This is a genomic window from Cyanobium gracile PCC 6307 (assembly GCF_000316515.1).
GTDB lineage: Bacteria > Cyanobacteriota > Cyanobacteriia > PCC-6307 > Cyanobiaceae > Cyanobium > Cyanobium gracile.
This window is the reverse complement of sequence record NC_019675.1, coordinates 612,425-631,121: the sequence shown is the minus strand read 5'-3', so window position 1 is coordinate 631,121 and position 18,697 is coordinate 612,425. Positions and strand designations below refer to the sequence as shown.

The window sequence follows — 18,697 nt, the reverse complement described above, 5'->3', positions numbered from 1 at the left end:
GGAGCCGGAGAGTTGGGGACGGAGAGGGAGTCAGGAGCGCGAGACTCGGCTGATCCAGCGGGCCAGCAGGTTGGCGCCGAGAATCATGATCACCAGCACGAAGGAGGCGGCCCAGGCCAGTTCGTTCTGGGCTTCGTACGGCATGATCGCGAAGTTGAAGATCAGCACCGACATGGTGGCGATCGGGTTGAACACCCCCTCGGGCCAGAAGGGGGAGAACAGCGCCGTGAAGATCAGCGGTGCCGTTTCCCCGGCGGCCCGGGCGATGCCCAGCACCACCCCCGTGGCGATGGGGGTGAAGGCGGCCGGCAGGGTGATCCGGGTGATCGTCACAAAGCGGGAGGCGCCGACGCCGTAGGCCCCCCAGCGCAGTTCCTGCGGCACCAGCAGCAGGCCCTCATAGGTGGTCTTGATGACGGTGGGAAGCATCAGCACCGACAGGGCGATGCCGCCGGCCATGGCGCTGAAGCTCTGGTCGAAGAAGACCCGGGTGGCGACGATCAGGGAGTAGATGAAGACGCCGCAGATGATCGAGGGCACCCCGGCCAGCACGTCGTTGCCGAAGCGCACGAAGCGGGAGAACCAGCCGTTCTGGGCGTACTCGGAGAGGTAGACACCGCCGCCCACTCCCACCGGAATGGCGATCAGGGAGGCGATGAGGGTGACGACGATCGTTCCCAGGATGGCGTTGCCGATGCCGCCGCCTTCGAGGCCGGGGGCCGGGGGCAGCTCGGTCAGCAGCTGCAGGCTGAGGAGCCGTCCCCCCTGGATCAGCACGTAGATGATCACCAGGAACAGGGGGATCACCGCAACCACGGCGAAGAATCCGGCGATGGCGGTGGCGATCTGGTTGAAGCGGTTGCGCTTCAGGGACGGGTCGTAGTGAAGGCTGAGCCGTTCCGTGAAAAGACGGGTCGTCGGCGGAGTCGAGACGGACATGGCCAGGGAACGTCGTGAACGGAGGTGGGTGGGGGGGAGGGAACCGGATCAGTAGCGCAGGCTGAGGCGCCGCACGATCCATTGGGCCAACACGTTGACGACGAAGGTGAGGATCATCAGAACGACGGCCGCGTACATCAGGGCAGACACCTGGATGCCATCCGCCTCACCGAACTGGTTGGCCAGCATGGAGGAAATGGTGTTGCCCGGGGCCAGGAGGGAGACACTGAAATTGAGGGAGTTGCCGATGATCATCGTCACCGCCATCGTTTCCCCCATGGCCCGGCCGAGGGAGAGCATCACGCCGCCCATGATCGAGGAGACGGCCGCCGGCAGGATGACGTTGAAGATGGCACCCCAGCGGGTGGTGCCCACCCCATAGGCCCCCTGGCGCAGCTCGATCGGCACCTGGTTGAGGGCATCGCGGGAAATGGCGGTGATGATCGGCAGCACCATCACCACCAGGATCAGGATCGCCGGCGCTGTGCCGGGACCCTGGGGCTCGGTGGAGAAGAACGGCGTCCAGCCGAGGCTGCTGTGCAGGAACGAGAGGAAGGGGCGGATCGCGGGCTCCATCACGAAGATGGCCCACAGACCGAGCACCACCGAAGGAATGGCGGCCAGCAGTTCCACCAGCAGGCCGATCAGATCCCGCAGGCCCCGGGGGAGCAGGTCCTCGGTGATGAAGATCGCCGTTCCCAGACCGATGGGCACGGCGATGAGCAGGGAGAGGATCGAAGTGACGAGGGTGCCGTAGATGGCGATCAGGGCGCCGTAGTCCTCATTGACCGGATCCCAGGCGGACGTCGTCAGGAACTTGAGACCGAAGGTGGCCATGGCCTCCCGGGCGCCGCTGAACACCGTCAGGAAGATCGCCAGAAGGACGACTCCGACCGAAGCGGCCAGGACCAGGGTGAGCTGGCGGAAGCCGATGTCGACCAGCTTTTCCTGCGGGGGCCGTCGTCTGAGGGTGAAAGCGTCGGTGGAGGGGGAGCTCCTCATGCAGCAATGATGCCGGTCGGCATGGACGTTGCTCCTGATCTCAGCACGAGTTTCAGCCGGCCCGTTTAAGCTCGGTTTAACGGTCGACAGGCTCCGGTAGCGTTGGGCCGCCATCAGGATTTCCATGGGGCGCATCGTCGGCATCGATCTGGGCACCACCAATTCGGTGGTGGCCGTGCTCGAAGGCGGCAGACCCCAGGTCATCGCCAATGCGGAGGGGGGGCGCACCACCCCCTCGGTGGTGGGGTTCAGCCGCGACCAGGAGCTGCTCGTGGGCCAGCTGGCCCGGCGCCAGCTGGTGCTCAATCCCCGCAACACCTTCGCTAACCTCAAGCGCTTCGTTGGCCGCAGCTGGGACGAACTCGACGAGGGCAGCCTGGGGGTGCCCTACAGCGTGCGGGCCAACGACCAGGGCAATGTGCGCGTCATTTGCCCGGCCACGGAACGGGAGTACGCCCCCGAGGAACTGGTGGCCTCGATCCTGCGCAAGCTGGTGGACGACGCCACCACCTACCTGGGCGAAGCGGTCGAGGCGGCGGTGATCACGGTGCCGGCCTATTTCAACGATGCCCAGCGCCAGGCCACCCGCGACGCCGGCCGGCTGGCGGGCATCACGGTGGAGCGCATCCTCAACGAACCCACCGCGGCGGCGCTGGCCTATGGCTTTGACCGCAGCACCGTCAAGCGGGTGCTGGTGTTCGACCTGGGCGGCGGCACCTTCGACGTCTCCGTGCTGCGCATCGCCAACGGCGTCTTCGACGTGATGGCCACCAGCGGTGACACGCAGCTGGGGGGCAACGACTGGGACCGTCGCATCGTCGACTGGGTGGCCGATGCCTTCCTGGCTGAGCACACCATCGACCTGCGCCGTGACCGCCAGGCGCTGCAGCGGCTCACCGAGGCCGCCGAGAAGGCCAAGCAGGAGCTCTCGGGCGTGCAGAGCACGCCGCTGTCGCTGCCGTTCATCGCCACGGGACCCGACGGCCCCCTCCACATCGAGACCACCCTGGAGCGGGGCACCTTCGAGGGGCTCTGTCCCGACCTGCTCGACCGGCTGCTGCGGCCCGTCCAGCGGGCCCTGCGGGATTCGGGTCTGAGTGCCGACGCCATCGATGACGTCGTGCTGGTGGGCGGGTCCACCCGGATGCCGATGGTGCAGGAGATGGTGCGCACCCTGATTCCCCGGGAACCCTGCCAGTCGGTCAATCCCGACGAGGTGGTGGCGATCGGTGCGGCGGTGCAGGCCGGCATCCTGACCGGTGAGCTCCGCGACCTGATGCTCAACGACGTCACGCCCCTGTCCCTCGGACTGGAGACCATCGGTGGGGTGATGAAGGTGCTGATTCCCCGCAACACCCCGATCCCGGTGCGCAAGTCGGATCTGTTCAGCACCTCGGAGGCCAACCAGTCGTCGGTGGAGATCCACGTGCTGCAGGGGGAGCGCCAGATGGCCGCCGACAACAAGTCCCTCGGCCGCTTCCGCCTGTCCGGCATCCCGCCGGCCCCCCGCGGTGTGCCCCAGGTGCAGGTGTCCTTCGACATCGACGCCAACGGCCTGCTGCAGGTGTCCGCCACCGACCGCACCACCGGGCGCCAGCAGAGCGTCTCGATCCAGGGGGGATCGAACCTCAGCGAGGAGGAGATCAACCGGCTGCTGGAGGAGGCGGAACGCAAGTCGGTGGAGGACCGCCGCAAGCGGGCCGTGATCGACCGCCGCAACCGCGCCCAGACCCTGGTGGCCCAGGCCGAGCGGCGGCTGCGGGATGCCGCCCTGGAGCTGGGTCCCGCCGGTGCCGACCGCCAGCAGCGTGCCGTGGAGCTGGCCCTGCGGGACGTGCAGGACGTGCTCACCCAGGAGGACCCCGCCGACCTCGAGCTGGCCGTGAGCCAGCTGCAGGAGGCCCTGTTCGGTCTCAACCGGCGTCTGCTGGGGGAACGGCGGGCGGAGAGCGGACCCCTCAAGGGCCTCAAGAACACCCTGGGGTCCCTCAAGGACGAACTCTTCTCGGACGATGACTGGGACGACTGGGGCGGATCGGGCCGCTCCGACCCCTGGTCGAGTCCGCCCCGGCCGCTGCAGCGGGATCCCTACCCCCTCGGCCGCTTCGCCGAGCGGGAGGCCGGCTACGACGACGACCTCCCCCCCCGCCGTTGGGACAACGGTCGCACCTGGGATCGCCAGGAGCCCTACGACCGTGAGGTCTCCGGCGAGCGGCACCGTCCACGCCGCGGCGGCCGCTACGACCAGGACGATCCCTGGGCCGACGGCTGAGGGTCGTGAGCCAGTCCCCCACGTCGGACCCGGCGGCCACGGCCGCCCGCGATCACTGGGAGGTGCTCGGGCTGGCTCCGGGCGCCGACGCCGCCGGCATCAAGCGGGCCTTCCGCCAGCAGGCCCGCCGCTGGCACCCGGACCTCAACGACAACGACCCGGTGGCGGAGGCCCGCTTCAAGGAGGTCAACGAGGCCTATGCGGTGCTCTCCGATCCGGCCCGCCGTCGCGCCTGGGAAGCCGGTGAGGGCCAGGACAGCGCCGGGCTCGACGCCGATCCCTTCGCCACCGGCTTTCCCCGCTTCGAGGACTACCTGGCGGAACTGTTCGGCCAGGAGCGCCGTAGCCCGCGGGACTGGGAGGAGGAGCCCGTCGAGGAGGATCCCCCTGCCGCCGGCGAGGTGGCGACGGCGCCGGCCGCGCCGCCACCGGTGATGGCTACCACAGACGAGGAGACCCTCGTGACCCTCGCCCCGGAGCAGGCGCTCAGTGGTCAGCGGCTGGAGCTGGAGCTGCGGGACGGCACGGTGGTGGAGGTCTGGACCCCGCCCCTGGCGGGGGATGGCTGGCGGCTGCGGCTGGCGGGGGTGGCGCCCGGCGGGGCTGATCACTTCCTGCAGCTGCGGGTGCGCACCGCGGAGGGTCTGCGCATCGATGGCCTGCGGGTGCACTACCAGCTCGATCTCCATCCCGCCGATGCCGCCCTCGGCTGCCAGGCGGTGGTGCCGACCCTGGAGGGGCCTGTGCGGCTCAGGGTGCCGGCCGGATCCTCCAGCGGCCGGCTGCTGCGGCTGCGGCAGCGGGGGCAGCGGCTGGGGGAGCAGCGCGGCGACCAGCTGGTGGAGGTGAGAATCGTCGTTCCGGAGCGGCCGACGGAGGCGGAGGAGGCCCTGTTCCGGCGGCTGCGGGAGCTGGACCGGGAGCAGAACGGCCCCAGGGACGGGGACTGAACGCCCCATCGACCGCCGGCGGATGAGACACTGGCCAGCGCCCCACCCCTGACGATGTGACAGACGGCGGTCTCCCACCCAACCCGGTGCATGTCCTGCTGTTCGATCCGGGCAGCGACCAGGAAGGCATCCACTCGCTCGAGCTCGGCGGTCGCACGGTGGTGCTGTTGTTCGAGAACCCCGACGACGCCGAGCGCTATGCCGGGTTGCTCGAGGCCCAGGACTTTCCGGTGCCCTGCGTGGAGGCCCTCAACCGCCAGGATCTGGAGGATTTCTGCGCCGAGGCGGGTTACGAGGCCCGCTTCGTCCCCGCCGGCTTCATGCCCGAGAGCGAGGAGGAGCGGCTGCTGCTCGCTCCACCGGAACGCAACATGGAAGTGACGGGCTGGAAGGAGGAGCCGGCGGCCCCCGAGGCGGACGATCCCCATGGCCCCGCCGGCGATACGGAGCTGGAGGCCTTCCGCCGTCGCCTCGAAGGTCTGCTTTGAGCGCCCCCGGCGGCGACAGGGGCCATCTGCTCACCGAGCGGGCCAACCCGGCCAGCGAGACCCTCGACCAGCTGCCGACGGCCAGCCTGGTGGATCTCTTCTGTGCCAACGACCTGCTGCCCCAGCAGGCGGTGGCCGCCGCCGCCGGGGAGCTGACGGCCGCCATCGACGCCATCGCGGCGCGGCTCGCCGGCGGCGGGCGCCTCTTCTACCTGGGGGCGGGAACCTCCGGACGGCTCGGAGTGCTCGACGCGGCGGAGTGTCCACCCACCTTCTGCAGTCCCCCCGAGCTGGTCCAGGGGGTGCTGGCGGGCGGGGCGGCGGCGCTGCTGCGCAGCTCCGAAGGACTGGAGGACCTGCGGGAGGCGGGTCGCGACGACCTGGTCCAGCGGGGTTTCGGCCCCGGGGACGCCCTGGTGGGCATCGCCGCCGGCGGCACCACCCCCTACGTGCTGGGGGGTCTGGCCCACGGCCAGGCGATCGGGGCCCTCACCGTGGCCATGGCCTGCGTTCCCGCCGACCAGGGGCCGATGCCCTGCGACATCGACATCCGCCTGCTGACCGGGCCGGAACTGCTGACCGGCTCCACCCGGCTCAAGGCGGGCACCGCCACCAAGATGGCCCTCAACATCCTCTCCACCGGCGTGATGGTGCGCCTGGGCAAGGTGTACGGCAACCGGATGGTGGATGTGGCCGTCACCAACAGCAAGCTGGAGGACCGGGCCCTGCGCATCCTGCGGGATCTGGCCGCCGTACCCCGCGCACAGGGGCTGGAGCTGCTGGAGCGGGCCGGAGGATCGGTGCGGCTGGCGCTGCTGATGGCCGCCTCCGGCCTTGAGGCCGGGGCGGCCCGATCGGCCCTGGAGCGCCACGGCCCCGGCCTGCGCCAGTGCCTCGAGGCCCTCGGCGTCAGCCTGCCGCCGTCGCCGCCCCCGATGTCGCCGCCGTCGTGACCTCACCCTCGCTGAACGGTCCCCAGTAGGGGGCGGTGAACAGCTCGGTGCGGCGCCGGGTGGCCGGCGGCACCTGGGCGGCCGGGGTCATCAGCGCATCGCGCAGGGCCTGGTGGGCCGGGCTGGGGGGCCGCAGGGCCTGCACCCGTTCGGCGGCCAGCCGCACGATCTGCTGGGCGAGGGCCGCATTGGCCCGCAGGTTGTCGATCACCAGCTCGACGGTGACCGCGTCATGCATCGCATGCCAGCAGTCGTAGTCGGTGACCATCGCCAGGGTGGCGTAGGCCATCTCCGCCTCCCGGGCCAGCCGGGCTTCGGTGTGGTTGGTCATGCCGATCACCGTGCAGCCCCAGGAGCGGTAAAGCTCCGATTCCGCCCGGGTGGAGAAGGCCGGCCCCTCCATGCAGAGGTAGGTGCCGCCGCGGTGCAGCTGGCGCCCTTCCGGCATCAGGCTGTCACTGACGTCGCCGAGGACCCGGGAGAGCACGGCGCAGTAGGGGTCCGCATTGCCGACGTGGGCCACCAGGCCCTCCCCGAAGAAGGTGAGCGGCCGCTGCATGGTGCGATCGATGAACTGATCGGGCACCACCATGTCCAGGGGCCGCACGCTCTCCTGCAGGGAACCCACGGCGGACACCGACAGGATCCAGCGAACGCCGAGGGAGCGCAGGGCCCACAGGTTGGCCCGGTAGGGAACCTCACTGGGGGTGAAGGTGTGGTGACGGCCGTGGCGGGCCAGGAACACCACCTCCAGATCGCCGATGCGGCCGATCCGCAGGCTGTCCGAGGGGGCCCCGTAGGGGGTGTCGACCGTCAGTTCACGCACGTCCTCGAGGCCCTCCATGGCATAAAGGCCGCTGCCGCCGAGCACCCCCAGGCGGGCCCTTGCAAGGTCGGACGTCGGCAGACCGCTGGCCTGGGGTGAAGGGGTGCGGGGCTCGGTGCTGGCCATGGATACGGGGTGCCCTGGACGGATACAGTCGAAGTTTGCCTCCTCGACCGTGACCAAGGCCCTGATGGACACCGACGCCGGCCTGATCACCATCGATCTGTTCGACGCCGATGCCCCCGGCACCGTCGCCAATTTCGTGAAGCTCTCCAAGGACGGCTTCTACGACGGCCTGGCCTTCCACCGGGTGATCGACGGCTTCATGGCCCAGGGGGGGTGCCCCAACAGCCGCGAGGGCGCCCGCGGCATGGCCGGCACCGGCGGACCCGGCTACACGATTCCCTGTGAGATCAACGCGCAGAAGCACAAGGCCGGCAGCCTGTCGATGGCCCATGCCGGCCGCAACACGGGCGGCAGCCAGTTCTTCCTGTGCCATGGCCCCCAGCCCCACCTGGATGGCCAGCACACCGTGTTCGGCCACACCGAGAACCTGGATGTGGTTCTGGCCCTGAAGAACGGCAGCCGGATCCGCACAGTGACGATCGAGGCCTGACGACCCACCGGACGCCAGCCGGACCCATTCAGCTCCGCTGATCCCTGCCGGGGAGCGTCACGCTCTCCGGCTTTTTCGTGGCTTCGCCATGTGTGAACCCATCTCCAGTGCCCTGAGCCTTCGGAGCGGTCGCACCACCCGATCCCTTCCTGAGGGCCCGGTGACTTCGCCACAGTTCGTTAAACAATCGTGGTGCAGTCTTTCGGATGACAAGGCGATGCAGATATCAGTCGCCGCCAGATGATGCGCAGCCGATGCGCTGCATCAATGCAGACAATCAATAATTGGTGAGGTTTCAACATGAAAAAACTGAAAAAGGCTGGAAGAAACGGTGGTAGAAATCAGGTCCGGCATGGCTGACCCAACTGCCTCGCCCTCTCCTGGGATTACAGGACTTCAAGTACCTTCATCCTCAGCAAACAATGACAGCCACCAACACCACACGCACCGTCGGCATCGACAAGACCAAGATCGATGTGGGGACCAGTACGACGCTGACGGCGAGTGCGACTTCCACCACACCGGCCAGCGATACCGTGGTCTCCGGTGACGCCAGTGCCACCGCGAACACCACGGCCCAGGCCGCCATCCTGAACAGCAAGATCACCATCGGCACGGCGGGCACCCTCAAGGCCACCGAGCTGGGAACGGTGGGGGCCACGGCCACCACCACCACCGGTGATGCCACGGCCAGCGCCAGCAACGACGGACCCACCGGCGGGATCATCGCCAGCAGACGTCCGATCCAGATCGCTGTCGGCACCAATGCGGTGGTGGAAGCGACCGCCACCAACGGCGCCACGGCAGCTGCCAACAGTGTCGATGGATTCTCCTCCGCCACCGCCAACACCGGCAAGGTGTTCGGCCTCAAGAATGTGGGGCTCACGGCGGGCAACGGCACGAGCCTGGATGCCAGCGCCACCGCGGTGAACACGGCGAACGCCACGTCGGTGGGCCTCTCGAGCGACGATGACGGCTCCTCTGCCACCGCCGGGAATGACGGCGCCAAGGTGGTGGGCATCTATGCCAGCGGCGCCAAGGTCGTCGTCCCATCGGACACCGACACCAGCCCTGAAGCCGAGGCCAGCTCCAGCGACGGTGGCTATGGCGACGGTGGCGATGACGGCCCATCCGGCCCACTCAAGATCTCCTTCGGCAACAGCGCTGCCCTCTCCGCCTTCGGCACCGGCGGGTTCAACGCCACCGCCACCAGCGTGACCGGTTCGGCGGATGCCGAGAGCCTGGCCAAGCTGGTCGCCGGCATCGCCGTGGGCCCGAACAAGATCGTCACCGGAGAGGTCTCCGATCCGGTGGTCGAGCGGACGGGCGGCATCGCCATCAGCTTCGGTGAGAACGGCTCCGTTGCCGCTCAGGGCGAGGCGGACGGCAACGCCACGGCCTCGACGACCACCGGTCCTGCGTCGGCGACCGTGGCTCTCACGACGATCGGCGGCATCGTCGATGTGAACAAGCTCCCGGGAGCTTCCCAGCCTGACGGCTTCGGCGGCAGCAGCCTCACGATCGGCAAGGACGGTGACATCCAGGCGGCCGCGGTCGGCACGAGCGTCGCCAGGGCGACCTCGGTGACCGCGCCGGCCGGAGAGGACGTGATCGCCACCACCAACAACACCAATGTGGTGGGTGTCTCGATCGACAAGCTGGCCATCGGCGCCAACGCCACACGGCTCTATGCCGGGGCCGGCAGCACCCAGGCCGCCACGGCCCAGAGCACCACCTCCGGTGGCGATCCGGCCGCCAGCGCGGCGGTTGGCGACTTCGTCGCCGGCTTCCACGACACCAAGGTGACGGTGGGCCAGAACGCCACCAGTCCTCTGGCCGAAGCCGTTCTCGGCGCCACCGCCACGGCCGTCGGTGTCACCACCACGGCGGGGAGCAACGCCGCAGCCGGTATCGGCTCCAAGGTGGTGGGCTTCAACGAGGGCAGCCTGGCCATCGGAGGGAGCATCACCGGCACCGGCGTCTTCAACGCCAACGCCACGTCCAACGTGGCGGCCAACGCCTCCGCCGTCACCGGGGACTCCAGCGCCCAGGCCGGCGGGGACGGCAGCAAGGTGATCGGCATCAACAAGGCCCCGGTCTCCATCGGTCAGGCCGGCAGCGTGGCGGCGGTCGCCAGCGGCAGTGTGGCGGCCACGGCAGCCTCTGTGACGGGCGATGCCACGGCCGACGCCGCCCAGAAGGCCCGGGGCATCAAGGACAGCGAGATCACGATCGGCACGAACGGGAATGTCGCCGGCAGCGCCTCCCTGCTCGGCACCGCCTCGGCGGGCACCACCACCGGTGACGCCACAGCCCAGACATCCCTGTCCGCGAAGGGCATCGACAACGATGTGCGGATCGCCATCGGCAGGGCCGGCAACGTGACCGGTACCGCCTCGGCCAGCGATCAGGGCACCACCGCTGCGGCCGTCACCGGCGATGCCTCCAGTGGATCCGAACTCAAGGCGATCGGCATCCATCTGGGCAGTGGCACGCCGATCACGATCGGGACCGTCGGCGACACCACCGGCACCGCCACCGCCAGCGCCCCCAACGTGCTGGCGACCACCACCACCGGCAATGCCTCCACAACGGTGGATCAGACCGCCATCGGTATCAAGGGCAGCGGCTACGAGAACGGCATGGCCTCCCTCAGCATGGGCGGCAGCTCGATCGTGGCAGGCCTGGGCGGCAACGGCAAAGGGGAAGGCACCGGCAGCGCGACCTCGGCGGCCAACACCATCACCGGTGACGCCGATGCCAGCACCTATGCCCTCATCGCCGGCATCAAGAAGGTCGACTTCTCCGTCGACAACCTGACGGCGAACGGGAGGGGGACCTACGCCACCACGGCGACCGCCGTGACGGGGGATGCCACTGCCAGCTCCGATGTGAAGGTGGCGGGCCTGCTGGGTCACTGGAACACTGCCAGCCTCAACGGTGATCTCAACGCCTCGGCGATCCTGAGCAACACCGTGCTGGCCAGCACGGTCACCGGTGCCGCCACCGCGAATGCCTCCAGCGATGCGGTGGGGATCAGCGGCTATCACATCAACGTTCTCACCAGCGGCAACATCACGGCCTCGGCGGTCAGCAACACCCTCGCCTCCGCCTCCACCGTGACGGTCTGACATCTCCCAGGAGATGGCTCCCAGCGGGGCCGGATCTTTCGATCCGGCCCCCTTTCCCAGCCTCCGTTCCGGTCCCTGCGCCTGCCGCTCACCATGGAGTTCCAACCCATCACCACCGCCCTGTCCCGGGCCCTGGCCCTGCGTCTCGACCCGGGCACCACCTATCTCGGTGGCGGGCTTCAGCTCACCATCTCCCCCAGCGCCCAGGCCAGCAACCGGGTGGTCCTGCCCGCCCTGCAGCCGATCGGTTCCGTCGCCACGGCCCTGGGCCTGGGCCTCGGCGCCAGCCGCTTCCTCACCGGCCCCGACAACGCCGCCTTCTTCAACAGCCCGGGGCTCTCGGTGGTCACCGGGGGAGGATCGATCGGCGGCACCGCCGCCGCCACGGCCACCACCACCGGCCGCAACGCCAACAGCGCCGACGCCACGGCGGTCAACATCGGCCTGGCCCAACTCGATGTCGTCACCCGCGGTGGCGGTGCCCTGAACATCGGCACCCCGGCCAACCCCTTCGGCGCGACAGCGTCGGCGGCCAGCCGTTCCCTGCTCGCCGCGCAGCCCGACCCGGTCCTCACGGCCCAGCTGTCGGCCCTCGCCACCGCCCGCGGACTGGAGGGCGCCGCCCAGTCGCTCGGCCCCCTGCCCACCTTCTTCGGCCAGCCCAATGCCGCGGTGCTGGCGGCCGCCGACCTCGACCTGGATCCCGGGCCCGCCACCACCTCCGCCCGTGCCGTCGCCGATGCGAAAGGCATCGAGGGCTACCGGGTCATGGCCCTCGCTCCGGGTCCCTCGGCCCCCCCGGATGCCTTCGCCAGGGTGAGCGGCAGCGCCACCGCCAGCGTCGGTCTGGCCGGTGCCCCGCCCACCGCCGCCCAGCCGGCCGATCTCACGGCGACGGCCATCGGCATCGATCAGGCGGCCCTGCGGGGCCCCGCCAGCGGATCCGTGCTGTTTCAGGGATCGGGCCTGGCCCTGCTCAACGCCCCGGCCGTCCTGCCCCCGGGAGCCCTTAATCTGCAGAGCCTACAGGGGATCGGCATCGCCGGCAGCGACATTCAGACCAACGGAGGCCCCGCCGCCGTGGTGGGAATCGGTGGCTTCGCGGCTCCGAACAGCGGTGGGCTGCTGCCCGGCATGGATGCGGCCGGGATCGACGGCTCCACGATCTACGCCGGCGCCGGCAACCTCACCGTGATGGGCAGCATCCTCACCGAGCAGCAGGCCGGGGTGGATGCCAACGGCGACGGGGTGATCGCCGCCGACGTCTTCCTCGATGCCTCGGCGCTGACGGGGGGGCAGGGCGGCTTCGACGGAATCCGCAACAGCACCATCATCACCGGCCCAGGGACTGCTTCGGTGCTGGGCTCCTCCAACGACAGCACGATCGCCCTCAGCCGCGGTTCGATCCAGCTGGATCGCGCCAAGGACTCCACCCTCTCGGTCAACGACGGCTCCATCACCGTGACGGGCCTGGCGTTCGAGAACAGCCTGAAGGGAGGGTTCGGCAACAACGTGGTGCAGGTGGCCGGCGGCAGCGGCAACCGCCTGGATGGCGGTTTCGGGCAGGACGTGGTGATCGCCCCGTCCGGCGGGGCCGGCAGCAACACCCTCCTGCAGTCCAACGCCGGTGCCGCCCTCGCTGCCGCCAGCCGCCAGGCGCCCCCGGGCGGCACCAGCGGCTTCGCCGAACGGCTCACGGATCCCTCCTTCTGGGCGGGCCTGGGGGCCCAGCAGAAACAGACGCTGTGGGAGACCGGCAGCCTGGTGCTGGGCGCTCAGACGTTCACCGCGGACAGCTTCAGAAACTTCGAGGCCTCCCGAGGCGATGTGCTCGAACTGAGCAGCTCCCTGGGGTCACTCACCCAGAGCCTCTGGGACAGCCAGGGAGCCTTGTTCGGCGTGCAGAACGGCCAGCTGGTGGTGCGCGACGGTCCGGCGAACAGCCAGCTGGGTGTGGTGGTGGGAACCCTGGCGGACATCCGCTCGCTGGGCATCGGTTCCCCTTCGCTCGCCTACGCCACCGACACCCGCCAGCTGATGTTCGATGCCGACGGCGACTGGTCGAAGGGCAGCCAGAGCCTCGGCACCGTGAGCATCGCCAATCCAGCGGCCCTCACCAAGGCCAACATCCACTTCGGCAGCGGCAGCTGAGCCGAGGGCGATCGCGCCCCGTCCCGATCCCTCCCTGACGGCCTGATCCATGCTTCCTCTTCCCCAGCTTCACCTCGAACTCCGCAGCGCTGTGGACGCCATGGCCAGGCGGCCCCTGAACGAGCTGCTCGAAGAGCAGGGAATCCTGCAGGCCCTGGCGCGGGACCTGGCCCTGGAAGCGCTGCGGCAGGAAGTCCGCTTCACGCCGGAGGAGCTGCAGGACGTCCAGGCGCAGGTCTGCGCGGGATTGCCCTGTGCCCCTCCCATCAGCCTGGAGGGCGACTGGATCGGCACTCTGCCGGAGAATCTCCGCGCCACGGTGAAGCAGCGCTGGGATCATCTCCGGCTCCAGAAGGTCCTGGAAGATCGCTACGGCGAGCGGGTGGAGGCTCACTTCCTCGATCGGCGGGAGGATCTCGAGCAGGTGGTGTTCCGCCTCATGCGGCTGCCTCAGCAGGGGCTGGCCGAGGAGCTGTACCTGCGCCTGATCGACGACGACGCCAGCTTCGGTGACCTCGCCAGCTGTCATTCGCTCGGGGATGAGAACGTCACCCGGGGGATCGTCGGCCCGATCGAGATCTCCCAGCTGCACCCCACCCTCCGTGGCGTCCTCCGCTCGCTGGCGGCGGGGGACATCCATCCCCCCTTTCTCCTCGAGCAATCGATCCTGCTGGTGCGGCTCGAGCACCGGCGGCCCGCCAGGCTGAACGAAGCCCTGCGGCACCGGCTGCTCGACGAACTCCTCCAGCCTGATCTGCAGGCCGGAATCGAAACCTCCCTGGCCGAATACCGGCGAACTCTCGCTGCGGCGGAAACTTCGGTGCCGCCGGCTCTGGCCCTGGCGGGAGGCTGATCCATGGCCACCGCCACCCGGATCGACGAGCTGCTGCGTTGCTTTCCCTTTCTGGCCGACCAGCCGGAGGAACTGCTGCAGCGGCTCTGCTCCCAGGCCCAGCTGCAGCGCTTCGAGCAGGGCCAGCCCATCTGCCGGGTCGATCAGCCCCCGGCCCTGATCTACTTCCTGCTGGAGGGAACCGCCCGTGCGGTGGTGTTCTCCCGCCGCCTGCCCCGGGGCGTGGCCACATTGGAGCGGCTGCAGCCGGGCACCGTGATGGGCTGGACCCTGATCAGCTGCGGCCGCTGCTGGGAGACCCTGATCGCCTCCACGGACCTGGTGGTCGTGGCCCTGCCCCATGAGGCTCTGCGGGGGGAGATGGAGCGCCACCCGGCCCTGGCCGAACGCCTGCGGCGCAGCGTCAGCCCGGCCGAGCTGTTCGGCGTGCTCGATGCCCACCTGCAGGATTATCCGCGAGCCCTTTCCCATGAGGTGCTGGAGGCCGCGACCCAGCTGGCGGATGGCTGCGTGGCCCTGACCTGGACGCCCACCGATCCGCCTGCCTTCGAGGCGAACGGGGAGCGGCTCTGGCTGGTGGCGGCGGGTCCCTTACCCCTCGGCAAAGCCCTGATCGGCGGCGAGCCCATCGAGACCGAAGGGGACGTCCGCCTGCTGGGGATCGACCGGCGGCGGCTGGCCACCATCCTGGAGCCACCGGCGACGGAAGAGGTTGAGAGTTCCGGCAACGGCTGGCACGCCAGGCTTCTCGCCAGCTGGGCGCAGCAACGCCGTTTGCTGGAGCCCGCCGCGATCGGTGCCGCCACCCCGATCGACCCGGGGGCGGCGATCGAACCGGCCGACGAGGAACGGCAAGGCCCGGAGGCCTTCCCCTGGGTCAAGGGGGAGGGACCGCTGGAGTCGCCGATCGCGGCCTTCCTGATGCTCAGCCAGCACCTCGATCTGCCGTTCCGGCGTGACCTGCTGCGCCGAGTGTTCGGCGATCAGGTGCAGCGCCATGGCGAAGCATCCCTGCCACTGGCCGGCGCCGTGGCCGAATCGATGGGCCTGCAGACCCAGCTGCTGGAGATCCAGGCCGAGGCCCTGCCCCGACTGACGCCCCCCCTCATGGTCCGCTGGGGCAACGGCCTGGCGGTGGTCTACCGCTGCACGGCGAAGTCGCTGGTGCTGGGCATCCCCGCCGTCGGCAACCAGGAACTCAGCCTCGCCGACTTCCGCGAACAGTGGGGGGAGGCGGGCGATGTGCTGACGCTGCGGGTGAACGATCTCACCCCCCATCGCCGCTTCGGCTTCCGCTGGTTCCTGCCGGCCCTGCGTCAGCACCGCACCGTGCTGATGGAGGTGCTGCTGGCCAGCTTCTTCGTGCAGCTCTTCGGACTGGTCAATCCCCTGCTGATCCAGCAGGTGATCGACAAGGTGATCATCAACAACAGCCCCAGTGCCCTGGGGGTGCTGGGGGTGCTGCTGGTGGTCTTCGCCCTGTTCGAGGGCCTGCTTCTGTGTCTCCGCACCTTCCTGTTCGTGGACACCACGAACCGCATCGATCTGAGCCTGGGAACCCAGATCATCGACCACCTCTTGCGCCTGCCCCTCAGCTACTTCGACCGGCGATCGGTGGGGGAAGTGAGCAGCCGCATCGGAGAACTGGAAAAGGTGCGGGGCTTCCTCACCGGCACCGCCCTTACCACCATTCTCGATGCCATCTTCTCGGTTCTGTACATCGGGGTGATGCTGATCTACAGCTGGCAGCTGACCCTGCTCACCCTGGCGGTGGTGCCCTTCCTGGTGCTGCTGGTGCTGGTCGTTTCACCGATCGTGCGCATTCAGCTGCAGAACAGGGCCGTGGCCAATGCACGCACCCAGAGCCACCTGGTGGAGGTGCTCAGCAGCATGATGACGGTGAAGGCCCAGAACATCGAACTGCGCAGTCGCTGGAAGTGGCAGGACCTCTACACCGACTACGTGGCCGATGGATTCGACAACACCCTGGTGGGAACCACGGCCAACTCGATCAGCGGATTCCTGAACAAGCTTTCCGGCCTGATCGTGATCTGGGCCGGCGCCGGCATGGTGCTCTCGGGATCCCTCAGCCTGGGGGAACTGATTGCCTTCCGCATCATCGCGGGCTACGTCACAGGTCCGTTGCTGCGCATGACCTCCATCTGGCAGTCCGTGCAGGAAACGGCCCTGTCGCTGGAACGCCTCAGCGACGTCATCGACCACCCCCAGGAGGCGCCCGAGGACAACGCCACCCGGCTGATCATGCCGGCCATCCAGGGCGAGATCTGCTTCCGCAACATCTCCTTCCGCTACAAGTCCTCGTCGCCCCTGCTGCTGAAGGGCCTGAATCTGACCATCCCCCGGGGGACCTTCGTGGCCATCGTGGGGACGAGCGGATCGGGCAAGAGCACCCTCACCAAACTGCTGGCCAGGCTCTACAGCCCGGAGGAGGGCGTGGTACTGGTCGACGGTATCGATGTGGCCAAGGTCGAGCTCCATTCCCTGCGTCGCCAGCTCGGCATCGTCCCCCAGGACACGGTGCTCTTCGATGGCTCGGTGGAGGAGAACATCACCCTCACCAATCCTGAAGCGAGCACAGAAGAGGTGATCGAGGCCGCCCGCATCGCCGCCGCCCACGATTTCATCATGGAACTGCCGGCCGGCTACTCCACCGAGGTGGGTGAGCGGGGCAGCAGTCTGTCCGGCGGCCAGCGCCAGAGGATCGCCATCGCCCGCACGATCCTGCAGAAGCCCCGGCTGCTGATCATGGACGAGGCCACCTCCGCCCTCGACTACCAGACCGAGCGGGTGGTGAGCGAAAACCTGATGCAGGCCCAACGGGGTTGCACCGTGCTGTTCATCACCCATCGGCTCTCCTCGATCGTGAAGGCCGACATGATCGTCTGCATGGGTCAGGGTGCCGTGCTCGAGGTGGGCAGCCACGACGAGCTGATGGCGGCCCGCGGTCCCTACTACGCCCTCTTCCGCCAGCAGGGTCGCTCGTCATCGAGCAGTTCCCCCCCCCTCCCTCCCCGGCTGTGGCGTTCGCTGCGGCGCGGGGAGTGGATCCGGTCATCCCTCCAGGAGCGATCGAACCATGAGCACCTTCCGCAGCAGCAACGGCAACGGCAACGGCAATGGCAACGGCAATGGCAATGGCAACGGCCACGGGAAAGCTCCGGGACAGGGCCAGGCCGGTCGCACGACCACCCTGGCCCCCCCCGCGGAGGCGCCGCTGCCACTGGTGCGCCTCTCCCGCAGTCGCCGTCGCACCCATCTGCCCCGCTCGACCCGCGGCTGGAGCCGCGCCATCATCTGGAGCCTGATCGGACTGACCGGGTTCGGCGTGATCTACGGCTCCGTCGCCCGTATGGACTCCTCGATCAGTGCCCCGGGCAAGCTGCGCCCGATCGGAGGCACCTTCGACGTCATTGCCCCGTTCACCGCGCCGATCCTGCAGGTCCGCGTCCGGGATGGAGACCTGGTACAGGCCGGCCAGGTGCTGGTGGAATTCGACGGCCGGGAGGCTCGACGCGAACGGCGTGATCTGCTCCTGCAGGCGGATCTCTGGCGCAAGCAGGTGAACCAGGCGGCGCAGCAACTCGGGCTGCCGCCCCTCCCCGGCGGCAGCCAGGAGGAAAGACAGGTGCTGGCCCTGGAGCGGAAGGACATCCAGCTCCGCCATCGGGTGGCCCTGCAGCGGTTGCGGCGCAGCGAGGCCGGGGTGCAGGAGCAGGCCGATGTGCTGGAGGCCCTGCGAGCCCGCTACGCCCTCAACGCCAACATCCGTGCCCGCATGGCGCAGCTGGCCCGGGAGGGAGCGATCTCCCACCTCGAACTGGAGCGCCAGGACGAACGCCAGATGGATCTGCTGAGCACCATCCGCCGCACCGAGCAGCAACTGGTCGCCGCCGGGAGCGGTGTGATCGAGAGCCGGGTGAACCGGGAACAGGTGACCACGGAAAACGGACGGCGACTCTGGGATCGCTATGACGAGGCCCGCCATCGCCTGCTCGAGACCACCACCCGTCTGGGCCAGGTCGACGAACGGCTCCGCCTGGGCCGGGTGGTGGCTCCCCGCCCGGGTCGGGTGTTCGACCTTCAGGCCAGCAACGGGCAGATCGCCGGCCCGGGCCGTCCCCTGCTCAAGCTGGTGGGCCAGCGGGGCCTGGAGGCGGAGCTGGCGATCTCCAACCGCGACATCGCCTTCCTGCGTCCTGGCATGGAGGTGGATGTGCGCGTCACCTCCCTGCCCTTCACCGACTACGGCTCCCTCAAGGGAAGCGTGGTCCGGGTGGGGGCCGATGCCCTGCCGGCCGACTCGAGCACGGGTCAGGAATCCTTCCCTGTGATCGTCAGCTTCGATGGCCGCTCCCTGGGCCGGCGGGGCCAGTCCTATGGCCTGCGGGCCGGCATGGCCGTGACGGGGCTGGTGCAGCTTGGATCAAGGCCGGTGCTGGCCCTGCTGAACGATCGCTTCACCGACTTCTTCGACTCCGCACGCACCCTTCGCTGA

General features: G+C 69.1%; 13 protein-coding genes. 10 read left to right on the top strand and 3 right to left on the bottom strand.

The features are described 5' to 3' along the window. Window positions 1-30 precede the first annotated feature (30 nt). A complete protein-coding gene (gene pstA, locus CYAGR_RS02810) occupies window positions 31-939 on the bottom strand; it encodes a phosphate ABC transporter permease PstA (protein WP_015108251.1) in 909 nt (302 codons plus the stop codon). A 48-nt stretch (window positions 940-987) separates the two neighbouring features. Then, window positions 988-1,941 carry a phosphate ABC transporter permease subunit PstC gene (pstC, locus tag CYAGR_RS02805; RefSeq protein WP_015108250.1) on the bottom strand — a complete coding sequence of 318 codons (954 nt, stop codon included), beginning with the start codon at window positions 1,939-1,941 and terminating at the stop codon, window positions 988-990. Between the two features lie 124 nt (window positions 1,942-2,065). On the opposite strand from pstC, the gene dnaK reads away from it, so the two are divergent. The 4 genes from dnaK (at window position 2,066) to murQ (ending at window position 6,604) form a co-directional block, all read left to right on the top strand. After that, complete coding sequence (gene dnaK / locus CYAGR_RS02800; protein WP_015108249.1) at window positions 2,066-4,213, top strand: molecular chaperone DnaK; 2,148 nt, start codon at window positions 2,066-2,068, stop codon at window positions 4,211-4,213. Between the two features lie 5 nt (window positions 4,214-4,218). Continuing rightward, window positions 4,219-5,163 carry a DnaJ domain-containing protein gene (locus CYAGR_RS02795; protein WP_015108248.1) on the top strand — a complete coding sequence of 315 codons (945 nt, stop codon included), beginning with the start codon at window positions 4,219-4,221 and terminating at the stop codon, window positions 5,161-5,163. Between the two features lie 86 nt (window positions 5,164-5,249). Then, window positions 5,250-5,651, top strand: a complete 402-nt coding sequence (locus tag CYAGR_RS02790; RefSeq protein WP_015108247.1) for a DUF3110 domain-containing protein — start codon at window positions 5,250-5,252, stop codon at window positions 5,649-5,651. Next, window positions 5,648-6,604 (top strand): N-acetylmuramic acid 6-phosphate etherase, encoded by a 957-nt coding sequence (murQ, locus tag CYAGR_RS02785; protein WP_015108246.1) that lies wholly within the window; start codon window positions 5,648-5,650, stop codon window positions 6,602-6,604. Before CYAGR_RS02790 ends, murQ begins: the two co-directional genes overlap by 4 nt. On the opposite strand, the gene mtnP is transcribed toward murQ, so the two are convergent. Beyond that, window positions 6,561-7,556, bottom strand: a complete 996-nt coding sequence (gene mtnP, locus CYAGR_RS02780) for an S-methyl-5'-thioadenosine phosphorylase (RefSeq protein ID WP_015108245.1) — start codon at window positions 7,554-7,556, stop codon at window positions 6,561-6,563. The genes murQ and mtnP overlap by 44 nt on opposite strands. A 49-nt stretch (window positions 7,557-7,605) precedes the next feature. On the opposite strand from mtnP, the gene CYAGR_RS02775 reads away from it, so the two are divergent. The 6 genes from CYAGR_RS02775 (at window position 7,606) to CYAGR_RS02750 (ending at window position 18,697) form a co-directional block, all read left to right on the top strand. Further along, window positions 7,606-8,046, top strand: coding sequence for a peptidylprolyl isomerase (locus CYAGR_RS02775; protein ID WP_043325359.1), 441 nt, complete (start codon window positions 7,606-7,608; stop codon window positions 8,044-8,046). 422 nt (window positions 8,047-8,468) lie between these two features. Beyond that, window positions 8,469-11,177, top strand: coding sequence for a beta strand repeat-containing protein (locus tag CYAGR_RS02770; RefSeq protein WP_015108243.1), 2,709 nt, complete (start codon window positions 8,469-8,471; stop codon window positions 11,175-11,177). Window positions 11,178-11,270: 93 nt separating this feature from the next. After that, complete coding sequence (locus tag CYAGR_RS02765) at window positions 11,271-13,328, top strand: hypothetical protein (protein ID WP_015108242.1); 2,058 nt, start codon at window positions 11,271-11,273, stop codon at window positions 13,326-13,328. Window positions 13,329-13,377: 49 nt separating this feature from the next. Next, a complete protein-coding gene (locus CYAGR_RS02760) occupies window positions 13,378-14,181 on the top strand; it encodes a peptidylprolyl isomerase (RefSeq protein WP_015108241.1) in 804 nt (267 codons plus the stop codon). 3 nt (window positions 14,182-14,184) lie between these two features. Continuing rightward, window positions 14,185-17,727, top strand: coding sequence for a peptidase domain-containing ABC transporter (locus CYAGR_RS02755; protein ID WP_015108240.1), 3,543 nt, complete (start codon window positions 14,185-14,187; stop codon window positions 17,725-17,727). Then, window positions 17,687-18,697 carry an HlyD family secretion protein gene (locus CYAGR_RS02750; RefSeq protein WP_172637147.1) on the top strand — a complete coding sequence of 337 codons (1,011 nt, stop codon included), beginning with the start codon at window positions 17,687-17,689 and terminating at the stop codon, window positions 18,695-18,697. Before CYAGR_RS02755 ends, CYAGR_RS02750 begins: the two co-directional genes overlap by 41 nt.